Genomic DNA, 11,143 nt, shown 5'->3' with positions numbered 1-11,143 from the left:
CCGCTTAGCGTTCGTCTCGTCCCCAGCGAGCCACCACCAGTTCGGCTACTGTGGCCTCGGTTTCGCGGTCGACTTCGGCCCGCCAGGCATGCAGCCGGCTCTGACGCAGCGTGCTGAGTGACTCCACCTCAATCTGAGCGGCAATCACCGCATCCCGCCGCTCCCGGATCTTCTGCTCCACCAGCGTGGCATCCGCCTGAAGTTTCAGCAGTTCTTTCTCTGTCCAGTGCCGGAACGCCTCCAGGGCGATCAGCTCCTGGACCGGTACAATCTTCAGGCTGCGCACGGCCGTGGTTGCCTTCCGCTCCTCTTCCGCCAGCGCCGAGCGGCGCTCCTCCAGTTCCCGCGCTTCAGCCAGCGCATTCTCCAGGGCGATGAGCTGCTGGTCCAGCGACGACTGTCGAAACATTCGTAATTTTTCAAGCGGAAACAGGAATTTCTTCATGTTATGGTTTGCCTCCGGCAACGAGCCGTTTCATGCGACTCAGGGTCTCCGCAATGGGAGTGTGCTCCTCCGGCTTCTGCCGTAGAAACTCCTGGATCTCTTTCTGGCGGGCAATGGCGGAATCCAGTTGGGCGTTGCTGCCGCCAATGTAAGCACCAATGCGGATCAGATCCTCTGACGACTGTAGTAGCGCAAGCGTCTCCCGTAGCCGGTTGGCGGCTTCCTTCTGCTCGGCCTGGGCGACTCGCGAGGCGAGGCGGGAAATGGACTGCAGCACGTCTATCGCAGGGTAGTGCCCCTTCTGACCGAGAGCGCGGGATAGCACTATATGTCCATCGAGAATGCCGCGTACGGCGTCGGCGATGGGCTCATTCATGTCGTCCCCCTCCACCAACACCGTGAAAAACGCGGTGATCGAGCCGCGTTTGAACCGGCCGGCGCGCTCAAAGACGCGGGGCAGCATCTGAAAGACGCTGGGGGTGTAGCCCTTCTGGCTGGGCGGCTCGCCGGCGGCCAGACCGATCTCGCGCTGCGCCATGGCCAGTCGGGTGACGGAATCGGCGATCAACAGGACGTCTTTGCCTTTGTCCCGGAAGTACTCGGCCACGGCCAAAGCCAGAAAGCAGGCGCGCACCCGGAGGGGGGAGGGCCGGTCTGACGTCGCCACGACCAGGACGGTCTTTTTCATGCCCTCCGGCCCGATCTCATGCTCAATGAAGTCGCGCACCTCGCGGTTGCGTTCCCCCACCAGGGCGAGGACCGCCACGTCGGCATTGTGGTGCCTGATTAAACTTCCCAATAAAGTACTTTTGCCGACGCCGCTGCCGCCGAAGATGCCAATCCGCTGGCCTCGGCCGCAGGTGAGGAATCCGTCGAGCGCCCGGATGCCTGTGACCAGTGGATCGGTGATCGACTCGCGTTCGAGCGGTCCGGGTGGTGCGGCGTAAATGTCGTACCAGGCGGCGGCTTCCACCGGCGGTCCCCCGTCCATAGGCCGGCCAAAACCGTCCAGAACACGGCCAATCAGACCGTCGGATACGGCCACCCGGGACTCCCCTGCCCGAGCCACGATCGTATCCCCCAACTGGAGCCCGGCCACCTCCTCCAGCGGCATCGAGAGAACCTGGCCGTCCCTGAAACCGATCACTTGTGTACGGATTTGCGTTCCGGCGCGGGTCAGGATCTCGCAGAACTCGCCGACTCCGACAGCGGGCCCGCGCGATTCCACCAGCAGGCCGACGGTGCGTGTCACGGTGCCGATGGAGCGCACGGGCTTACTGCCGGCGATGGCCCGCTCCAGCCGTGCCATGTCCAACCAGGGGGCGCTCATGCCGCGCCCTCCCGCAAAGCCAAAACGTCGGACAGGCCGCGGGCAATCTCGTCCATCTGTGTCTCGATGGAGGCATCGAGGCTGCCCCGCCCCGTCTCGACGATCACGCCGCCGATCTCGAGTCCCGGGTCGCCCTGGATGCGGATGACTTCCGGCGCCCCGATCCGGCTCAAATGGCCCTGAAGGCGGGCGACAAACTGGGGATGGACTCGGACCTCTGTCACTTCGCGCAGCGAGACGTTTTCAAAGGCGGCCTTCACCAGGCCGAGCAGGGCCTCTTCATCGATGACGATCTGGCGGCGCAGGACGCGCCGCGCCATGGCCAGCGCCAGCGTCACAACATCGCGCTCCGCCTGGCGGCGTAAACGCCCCTTCATGCCGGCCGTCTCTTCAATCGCACGGGCCATCCTCTCCACGACTGCTTCCGTTTCGGCGGTGGCCTTCTGACGCCCGGCGGTTTCGCCCTGCCGGAAAGAATCCTGCCGTTCCGACTGCAACTTCGCCTGGACCTGCTGGTCGACCATGCTCTGGATCTCCACCTTTTGCCGTTCCGGCGACTGGGGTGCGCCGGTTTGGGCGGGGGGATCCTGGGGGCGGCCGGGTTGGACCTCCGGTTTGACCACAGGGTCTCCCAGGCGCGGCCACTCCACTACCGGGAGAATCAAATCCGGGTTCGGAGGCCGGATTCTCGAGGCCATCGCCTTAAACGACATATTGTTCGCCGACCGTGCCCTTCAGACTGATTACCCCTTCGGTCTCCAACTGGCGGACGACAGAGATGATCTGCTGCTGGGACGCTTCGACCTCCTTGATCTTGACGGGCCCCAGCGAGTCCATGTCCTCGCGCATCATCTCGGCGCCGCGCTGGGACATGCTCTGCAGGAAGTGGTTCTTCAACTGTTCGCTGGTGCCCTTCAGCGCGATGGTGAGAACCTTGCGGTCGATGCGGCCCAGCAGTTCCTTGATACCGTTCTGGTCGATCAGCAGGAGGTCTTCGAACACGAACATCAGGTGGCGGATGGTCTCAGCCAGGTTCGCGTCATTGTGTTCGATGTTGTCAAGGATCTCCTTGCTGGACGAGGAGTCGAGACGGTTGAACATCTCAGCCACGGCGCGGACGCCGCCATAGGACTCACGGCTCAGCTCGCCTAATGCTTTGAGTTTCTGCCCGATAATAATGGCAATCTTAGAGATAATCTCCGGAGATATCTGATCCAGGCTGGCCATGCGCAGCGACACATCGGCCCGCAGGTCGACCGGCAGGGAGAACAACAGCCCGGCCGCCTGTGAGGGATTCAGGTGGCTGAGGATGAGGGCGATGGTCTGCGGATGCTCGCTGTGGATGAACTTGGCGAGCTGTTGGGGGTCGGCCTTCTGGAGTGCGTCGAAACTGGCGGCTTCATGGCCCAGCATCTTGACCAGCCGGTCCAGGATCTTCTTGGCAGTTTCGGCACCGAAGGCGTTGATGAGGATCTTGCGGGCGTAGTCGATGCCGCCTTTCAGGACATAATCGTGCGCCATCGACATCTGGTAGAACTCTTCCAGAATCGACTCGGCATCCTCTGCGGTGATGGAAGGAATGCGGGCGAGTTCCTTGCCGATGTCGGCGACTTCGTCCTCTTCCATGTGTTTCAGCACTTCGCCGCCGAGCTGGTCGCCCATTGTGAGCATGAGGACCGCGGCCTTCTGGGCACCCGTGTATTTTGGGGCGGCGTCCTTGTCGGGCGTCATGTTGGTGATCATTGGCGCTGCTCCGACAGCCAGGTGCGCAGGAGTTGGGCCGCGGCAGCGGGATCTTTCTTGGCCTCCTCCATGATCACCTTCTTCAAAACTTCAGCCTTCTTTGTCTGGGGCGGCATTTGGAGGGAGAGCAGGGCCTCCCGATCCAAGCGATCCTGTTCCGACTGATTGCCAGCCATGACGGCCAGGGCCTTCTCCTCGAAGTTCTTTTCGGCCGCCGGAGCGGGTCCTTGAAGCTGAGGTGAGCCTGGCTCGACCACCGGCTCCAGCGGACGGCGGCGCCGGATCAAGCCGCGCGACACGATGAAGAGCACTACACCGATCACAACCAGCAGGACCGCGGCGGCGCCCATCCAGACCGGCAGGGGCGCTTTGTCGAGCAGCGGCTTCATCCAGGCTGGCATGCTGAAACCGGGAGCGCCGGCGGGTGGCTGGCGAGACGGCGGGGCATCGGGCGGCGGAACGGCCAGAGTTGCCTCGAAGGGCAGGGTTTCCACCAGCAATGCGTCGCCCCGTTCAGCCTGGAACCCGACCGTGCCGGCGACAACATCCTTGACTACCTTCAATGTGTCCGGGGAGAGCGGCTCCAGGACGCGCCGAGCCTTGGGCCCGGTGCCCTCCCAGCGCAATGACTGGTCGAGCAGGATGGAGACGGAGAGCCGCTTCACCGTGCCCAGCGGCAACTTCAGGTGCTTGATGGTGCGGCTGGTCTGATAGGCGACATTTTCGGTTTTGCGGGAGACACCGCCGCCCGAACTGCCGGCGCGGGGCACCGGCCTGGGGAGATTGGAGGCGGCGCCCGGCACTCCGGCTGTCGCGCCGATGCCGCTGGCGTCCTCAGTCTTCTGCGATGTGAGCATGACGGAACGGTTGGGGTCGAAGACCTCTTCGCTCTGCTCACCGCTGGTGAAGTCGCACTCCAGACTGATGCCGGCGCGGTACTTTTCGGAGCCGAGCAAAGGATCGAGCGTGGAGCGGATCTTGGCGAGGTAGTCGCGCTCCAGCCCCTGGCGAAACTCGAGCATGGCGCTGGAGTTGCCTGTCTCCGAGTCGGCCTCCCGATGAGGTTTGCTGAGCAGGTTGCCGCTCATGTCGAGGATAGACACGGATTCGGGCGACAAGCCTTCCACGGCACTCGACGTAAGGTGCTGAATCGCCACGACATTGGCGGCCGACAGCTTCGCGCCGGGGCGCAGCCGCAACATGACGCTGGCTTTGGCGGGCTGGCGGTTCTCCAGAAAGACCGACTCCTTGGCGAAGGTGACGTGGACACGGGCGCGGTCGACCTCGGCGAGGGCAATGACGCTGCGCTCGAGTTCGCCTTCCAGGGCGCGGCGAAAGTTCACGTGTTCGGCGAAGTCTGTCGTGCCGAGGTTGGTTTTATCGAAGAGTTCAAAGCCGAGGCGGCCGGTGCGCGGCAATCCGGCGGCGGCCATCTCGATCCGCAATTCGGCGACGCGGGCCGAGGGGACGAGGATGGTACCGTTGTCCGCGACTTTGTAAGGGACATTCCCGGTTTTGAGCCGTTCCACCAGGGCGCCGGAGTCTTCGGCGCTGACCTCAGTGAACAGCGGGCGCAGGTCGCGATCCTTATTCCATTGGATGCCGAACACGATGCCGGCCACGACGGCGGCGGTTGCCAAGACGATGACAATCCGCTGGCGGAGCGTCAGGCCGGCGAGGATTTGCTTGAACTGTCCCATCTCTTCTGGTGCGCGCAGCCGCTCAGACCTGCATGCGCATCACTTCCTGGTAAGCCGAGACCATCTTGTTGCGCACCTGGAGAAACAGGTCGAAGGCGATGCCGGCCCTCTGCTGGTCGAGGGCGACCTTGTGCAGGTCCTGCCCTTCGCCGTTCAGGAAACTCTCCACGCTGGCGTGCGCCTCGTTCTGGATGGTGTTGACCGTTTCCACGGCGCCGTTCATCACCGACCGGAACGATTCGCCGCCGCCGGGCGCCTGCACCCGGATCTGGCCGATACTGGGCGGCAGTTGGATAGGGGAAATGGGCGGGATCGTCATAGGCGCATTACTTCATCAGCTCGATGGACTTGGAGACCATGTCTTTGACAGCGGAAATCGCGGCTACATTTGCCTGATAGCCGCGAGTGGCGCCCATGAGGTCGACCATCTCCTCGGCTGGACTCATGTGCGGGAAGGCCACATAGCCGCGGGCATCGGCATGCGGATGACCGGGCTGGTAGCGCATATCCGGCGGTCGGCTGTCCTCGATAACCTGGGAGACGCCGACGCCCATCGAGCCGGCCGACATCTCTGCCTGGAAGACCGCGGAGAACGGCGAACCCTGGGCCTCGGATTCGAACACCACGTCCTTGCGGCGATAGGGACCGCCCTCCGGAGTGCGGGTGGTTTCGGAGTTGGCCAGATTCTCGACGATGACTTCGGCGCGGGCGCGTTGGGCGGCCATCCCGGAGGCGCTGACCGATAGAAGGTTGAAGAGGCTCATGCGCCCTTGCCTTCGTCGATGGCTTTGCGCACGATGCGGAGCTCGTTGCGCAGCAGGTTGGTGGCGACATTGAAGCGCAGGGCGTTTTCGGCCAGCAGGCGCGATTCGCGGTCGAGGCTCACGTTGTTGCCGTCATTCTTCATGGTGAGGCCGGTGGGTTCGATCACGTTGGGTGAGCCGCCTGGCGTTTGGGAGAGGACTTCGAACTGAAAATCGAGGTCCCTGGTGCGATAGCCGGGGGTATCGAGGTTGGCCAGATTGGCCGCGACAAGCTTCTGGCGGTCTGCCAGCAGGTCCATGTAGCCTTCGAGGCGAGAGGTGATGGCCGGTAGCATGATGGTGAAGTCAATGCAGATGGGGGGCCAAGAGCTCATCGGCCGCGGACGGAGGGATATTAGGAGAAACGGACCTTTAGAATGTTTGTATTGGAGGTGGATGAGGGAAAGCCATTAGTCCTCGTACATTGAGGGGTAGGCCAGTTTCATTTCGGAAGCGGTTTCATGTGCTGTACCGATTTGGATCAAGCGGCCCTTGCCGATTCCGGGACAGCGGCGGCCGGTTTTCTCCCAGGCCTGGCGTGTTTCGAGCAGTTCCGGCCAGAAGGGGAACAGACGGCATTGGGTGGGTTTGCTTTCGTGAATGGAGCAGCCGCCGTGCAGCAGGAAGTGGCATTGGCGGTCGCGGGGTTTGCGCAGGCGCAGCAGGTGGCGGGTGCGGTAGACGTATTTCTTCTCAAACTCGGCTGGAGCGAGGCCTAAGAATTGGGCTGCATTCTCCAGATCCTGTTGCGTGATATAGACATAGCCTTCCATATCGCAACAGCGGGTACAGCCGGGCTGGCAGGTGAAACGCACGCCTTCCATACCGGACAGGATAGCCGTTCCGCCGGGATGGCGGTTGTGCCAGCCGGCCGATGGGGGGTATTCTCGACAATAAGGCATTGTGCACGTGCGGTTCGCGCAACATTTTGCCGGACGGATGTTTTACGGGAGACGGCGGTTCTTTTATGGCAGCCAGAGACGACGGCGAGTTTGAACTTATCCTCGGAAACAAACAACTGCTCAGCGTTTTGTTCATCGTGATCGTACTGCTGGGCGTCTTCTTTACGATGGGATTCCTGGCCGGCCGCAGCACGGGAGCCGGGACAACCGTGGCGCAGAACAAGTCCGTGGACAAGCCGCCACTGGCAGTGGACGCGCCGAATCCGGCGAAAGAGACCATCCCCGCCGCGACGGAACCCGAAACCGTGGAGAAACCGGCGGAGAAGCCGGTCGACCAGCCTGTCGAGCGGCAGCCGGAACCGGCGCCCCAGAAGCAGGTGGAACCGCCGCCCGCTCCTAAGAAGGAAACGCCCAAAAAGGAAACCGCGAAGAAGGAAACTCCGAAGCCGGAACCGGTGCGGGCAGCACCGGCGGGCTTCGTGCAGGCGCCGCCCGCGGGCACTTACCTGCAAGCCGCGGCGACGCGCCGGGCTGAGGCGGAATCGATGCTGGGCGCGATTGGCGGTAAGACCGGACTGCATGGATATGTGACGCCCTCGCCGAAGTCGAGCGAGTTGTTCCGTGTGATCATTGGACCGCTGGGCGGCAATGAAGCCATTGCGAGCGCGCGAGTGAAGCTGGGTGAACTTGGTGTCAAATCTCCGTACGTCGTGAAATATTGATGGATTCCCTCGTCCAACTGGACCCGCGGCCGAAGAAGCAGCGCCTGCGGCTGCCGGAGTTTCTGCGCAAGCCGGATACGCACTTCCATTCGGTGCAGTTGTTGAAGAACGACCTGCGCGGGCACAACCTGCACACGGTGTGTGAGTCGGCGCGCTGCCCTAACATTCACGAGTGCTTCCACCGCGGCGCGGCCACGTTCATGATCCTGGGCAACATCTGTACCCGCGGGTGCACCTTCTGCTCCGTGCCCAAGGGTTCGCCGGAGAAGCAGGAGATGCCCATCGATCCGCTGGAGCCGGCCAATGTGGCGCGGATGGCGGCGCAGATGGGGCTCCGCTATGTGGTGATCACGAGCGTGAATCGCGACGACCTGGCCGACGGCGGCTCGCACCATTTCGCCGAAACGGTGCGGCGCGTCAGGGAAGCCCTGCCCGAGGCAACGGTGGAAGTGTTGACGCCGGACTTCTGTGGAGACCTGGAAGCCGTCGCGCGGGTGCTGGACGCCGGCCCGCATGTGTTCAACCACAACATGGAGACGATTGCCCGGCTGTATCGCAGGATCAGGCCACAGGCGAACTACCAGCAGTCGCTGGATGTGCTGGGCTTTGCACGGCGTCACCGGGCGGACGTCCTGACGAAGTCGGGCCTGATGGTGGGGCTGGGCGAGACGGAAGATGAGGTCAACGGTCTGCTGCGCGACCTGCGCGGCGTACACGCCGACGTGGCGACCATTGGCCAATACCTGCAACCGACGCGGCGCAACGTGGAAGTGGCCGAGCATGTGCCGCCGGAGCGCTATGAGCGCTGGCAGGCGTACGGCGAATCGATTGGATTCAAGAAGGTGTTCGCTGGACCCTTTGTGCGTTCCAGTTACATGGCCGACCTGGTGAATCATTCGGCCCGGGAGGCGCGCCCCGAGGCGCAGTTGTAATGTACCGCTGGCAGTTGTCCCTGGCCGGAGCCGTATTGACGGCCGTCTTTCTGATTGTTCTCTTCCCGCCGTTCCAGATTGCCCTGCTAGCTCCTGTCGCCCTGACTCCGCTACTGTATGCCCTGGCGCAGGAGCCGGACGGCAAGCACCGGTTTCTGTGGGGCTGGCTGTGCGGTTTTCTGTACTGGGTGATTGTGTGCCACTGGATCCGCGACGTCCTGGCCGCGTACGGCGGCTTGACGGGACCGCTGAGCTGGCTCGCCGTGGTGCTCTTTGCCGCCGCCAAGGGGCTGCATATGGGTGTCTTTGCCTGGTTGGCTGGGTTCGTTCTGAATCGCTCCTGGGCCATCCCGGCCGTGGCAGCGCTGTGGACCGGCATCGAGCGAACGCACGGCACTCTCGGCTTCGCCTGGCTGACTTTGGGCAATGCGGGCATCGAGATGGCGGCTCCGCTGCGGGCGGCTCCGGTGTTCGGGGTGTATGGGTTGTCGTTCATCTTCACCCTGCTGGCCACAGGCTTGACGATGGTGGCCTTGCGGCGCGACCGGCGCCAACTGGCCTGGCTGCTGCCGCTGGTGCTGCTGTACGTGCTGCCGGTGGCCGGCCCCACCAAGGCGCCTGAGGCCCAGGCGGCGGCAATCCAGACCAATATCGGCGCGGACGTGAAGTGGACGGTCGAGGAGAAGGATCGGGTGGTGAAGCGGCTGTCGCTGCTGACGCTGCAGGAGGCGTTGGATGTGGCCAAGCCCAAGCCGAGCCTGGTGCTGTGGCCCGAGGCTCCGGCTCCGTTCTACTACTATGACGACGCGGCGTTCCGTGAACAGGTGACGGGGGCGGCCCGGCTGGCCGGGGCTCCGCTACTGTTTGCCGGGGTGGCCTATACGGCACAGAAGGAGCCGCTGAATTCGGCCATCCTGCTGGGGCCGGAAGGCCAGTTGCTGGGGCGGTATGACAAGGTAAACCTGGTACCGTTCGGCGAGTACATTCCGGGCGGTTTCGGCTGGATCCAGAAGATCTCGAGCGAGGCGGGCAACTACGCGCCAGGCACGGGTCCGAAGGTGTTCATCACGGAAGGCCATACGCTGGGGGCGTTCATCTGTTATGAATCCGCCTTCCCCAGTTACATCCGCGATTTCGCGAAGAGCGGCGCGGAGGTGCTGATCAACCTCACCAACGACGGCTACTTCGGGCACGGCATTGCACGCCAGCAGCATCTGCAACTGGTGCGCATGCGGGCGGTGGAAAACCAGCGCTGGGTGCTGCGGCCGGCCAATGACGGCATCACGGCGTCGATCGATCCGGCCGGCCGGATCTGGGACAGCCTGCCCGAGTACAAGCTCACCAGCGGGCGCCTGCGTTTCGGCTGGAACCGCACAAAGACGCTTTACACGCAGTATGGCGACTGGTTCGCCTGGCTCTGCCTGGCTGCGGGCCTGGCCGGCGTCGTGTATACGCAGCTCCCGTCCTATCGCCCGGCGGAGTAATGGCCCGGCGCAGTAAAATGGGCGCGCCATGTTTCGATTGTTTCTCCTGCTGACTTTGGCGGTGTGCGCGCAGGCGGCTCCGCTGCCAGTGCGCGGCATCCACCTGGGCGCCCCCATGCCGGAAGAGATGCCTTTGGCGCTGCGCTTCATCGAAGAGGCTTTGCCGAAAGAGGGCGTCAACGTCCTGGTGCTCGAGTTCAACTACCGCTATCAATACACCAGCCATCCGGAGGTGGTGGACGCCAACGCGCTGTCGGCGGACCAGGTGCGGCAACTGGCCGCGGCGTGCCGCAAGGCGAATGTGCGGCTGATTCCGTTGATCAACCTGCTGGGCCACCAGTCGTGGGCGAAGACAACCTTTGGGCTGCTGCGCGCGCATCCGGAGTTCGATGAGACGCCGAAGAAGTATCCCGAGAACAAGGACATCTACTGCCGCAGCTACTGCCCGCGGCATCCGAAGATCCACGCGGTGCTGTTTGACCTGATCGACGAACTGATGGCCGTGACGGGCGCCGATGCCTTTCATGCGGGCATGGACGAGGTGTTCCTGCTTGGCGAGAAGGAGTGCAAACGCTGCCGGGGCCGCAATACCGCCGAACTGTTCGCGAATGAGGTGAAGGCGATTCACGGCCATCTGGCGAAGCAGAAGAAGGAGCTGTGGATCTGGGGCGACCGGCTGATCGACGGCCAAGTGACGGGCATCGGCAAATGGGAGGCGAGCATGAACAAGACGGCTCCGGCGCTGGCGCTGATCCCGAAGGATGTGGTGATCAATGACTGGCACTATGAGGCTCCGCATGCGACCGGTACCTACTTCGCACTGTCGGGCTTTCGCGTGGTGAGCTCGCCCTGGAAGAAGACTCCGGTGGCGCTGGGCCAACTGGCACAGATCCGCGACGCCCGGGCGCACTCCACCACGCTGGTGGGCGACAGGATGCTGGGCCTGCTGCAGACGACCTGGGTGGGCTTCGGACCGTTCGTCCGCGCCTACTTCCACGAAGGGGAAACGCCGAAGCAGGGCGTGCCGGAGGCGGTGGAGTGCTTCCGCTCTCTGTTCGCTGAATTGAGGACGATGAACTAGC

At 63.4% G+C, this 11,143-nt stretch carries 13 protein-coding genes; 4 read left to right on the top strand and 9 right to left on the bottom strand.

Annotated elements, in window-relative coordinates; genetic code table 11:
• Positions 1-4: 4 nt before the first annotated feature.
• The 9 genes from ACR9Y2_RS24310 to ACR9Y2_RS24270 form a co-directional block, all read right to left on the bottom strand.
• Positions 5-409, bottom strand: coding sequence for a hypothetical protein (locus tag ACR9Y2_RS24310; protein ID WP_435044270.1), 405 nt, complete (start codon positions 407-409; stop codon positions 5-7).
• 37 nt (positions 410-446) lie between these two features.
• Complete coding sequence (locus ACR9Y2_RS24305; RefSeq protein ID WP_435044269.1) at positions 447-1,775, bottom strand: FliI/YscN family ATPase; 1,329 nt, start codon at positions 1,773-1,775, stop codon at positions 447-449.
• The gene (locus tag ACR9Y2_RS24300) at positions 1,772-2,398 is read right to left on the bottom strand and encodes a FliH/SctL family protein (RefSeq protein ID WP_435044267.1); all 627 of its coding nucleotides are present in this window, start codon (positions 2,396-2,398) and stop codon (positions 1,772-1,774) included. Before ACR9Y2_RS24300 ends, ACR9Y2_RS24305 begins: the two co-directional genes overlap by 4 nt.
• 79 nt (positions 2,399-2,477) lie before the next feature.
• Positions 2,478-3,518, bottom strand: a complete 1,041-nt coding sequence (gene fliG, locus ACR9Y2_RS24295) for a flagellar motor switch protein FliG (RefSeq protein WP_435044265.1) — start codon at positions 3,516-3,518, stop codon at positions 2,478-2,480.
• Positions 3,515-5,218: a flagellar basal-body MS-ring/collar protein FliF gene (gene fliF / locus ACR9Y2_RS24290; RefSeq protein ID WP_435044264.1), complete on the bottom strand. Its 1,704-nt coding sequence runs from the start codon at positions 5,216-5,218 to the stop codon at positions 3,515-3,517. The genes fliG and fliF overlap by 4 nt, the downstream gene beginning before the upstream one ends.
• Positions 5,219-5,240: 22 nt before the next feature.
• Positions 5,241-5,537, bottom strand: coding sequence for a flagellar hook-basal body complex protein FliE (fliE, locus tag ACR9Y2_RS24285; protein WP_435044263.1), 297 nt, complete (start codon positions 5,535-5,537; stop codon positions 5,241-5,243).
• 7 nt (positions 5,538-5,544) lie between these two features.
• On the bottom strand, positions 5,545-5,982 hold the full coding sequence (flgC, locus tag ACR9Y2_RS24280; protein WP_435044262.1) for a flagellar basal body rod protein FlgC: 438 nt from the start codon (positions 5,980-5,982) through the stop codon (positions 5,545-5,547).
• Positions 5,979-6,356, bottom strand: coding sequence for a flagellar basal body rod protein FlgB (locus ACR9Y2_RS24275; RefSeq protein ID WP_435044261.1), 378 nt, complete (start codon positions 6,354-6,356; stop codon positions 5,979-5,981). The genes flgC and ACR9Y2_RS24275 overlap by 4 nt, the downstream gene beginning before the upstream one ends.
• 75 nt (positions 6,357-6,431) lie before the next feature.
• Positions 6,432-6,836, bottom strand: coding sequence for a YkgJ family cysteine cluster protein (locus ACR9Y2_RS24270; RefSeq protein WP_435044260.1), 405 nt, complete (start codon positions 6,834-6,836; stop codon positions 6,432-6,434).
• 152 nt (positions 6,837-6,988) lie between these two features.
• On the opposite strand from ACR9Y2_RS24270, the gene ACR9Y2_RS24265 reads away from it, so the two are divergent.
• From ACR9Y2_RS24265 to ACR9Y2_RS24250, 4 genes are read left to right on the top strand one after another with little or no spacing between them, the layout of a single operon-like run.
• Positions 6,989-7,645 carry a hypothetical protein gene (locus ACR9Y2_RS24265; protein WP_435044259.1) on the top strand — a complete coding sequence of 219 codons (657 nt, stop codon included), beginning with the start codon at positions 6,989-6,991 and terminating at the stop codon, positions 7,643-7,645.
• Positions 7,645-8,577: a lipoyl synthase gene (gene lipA, locus ACR9Y2_RS24260; RefSeq protein ID WP_435044258.1), complete on the top strand. Its 933-nt coding sequence runs from the start codon at positions 7,645-7,647 to the stop codon at positions 8,575-8,577. The genes ACR9Y2_RS24265 and lipA overlap by 1 nt, the downstream gene beginning before the upstream one ends.
• Complete coding sequence (lnt, locus tag ACR9Y2_RS24255; RefSeq protein WP_435044257.1) at positions 8,577-10,061, top strand: apolipoprotein N-acyltransferase; 1,485 nt, start codon at positions 8,577-8,579, stop codon at positions 10,059-10,061. Before lipA ends, lnt begins: the two co-directional genes overlap by 1 nt.
• A gap of 28 nt (positions 10,062-10,089) precedes the next feature.
• Positions 10,090-11,142, top strand: a complete 1,053-nt coding sequence (locus ACR9Y2_RS24250; protein WP_435044256.1) for a family 20 glycosylhydrolase — start codon at positions 10,090-10,092, stop codon at positions 11,140-11,142.
• Position 11,143 lies beyond the last annotated feature (1 nt).

It is taken from the genome of Paludibaculum fermentans (assembly GCF_051172195.1).
Lineage (GTDB): Bacteria > Acidobacteriota > Terriglobia > Bryobacterales > Bryobacteraceae > Paludibaculum > Paludibaculum fermentans_A.
Note: the sequence above shows the minus strand (reverse complement) of the source record. Positions and strands in the feature narration are given on the sequence as shown.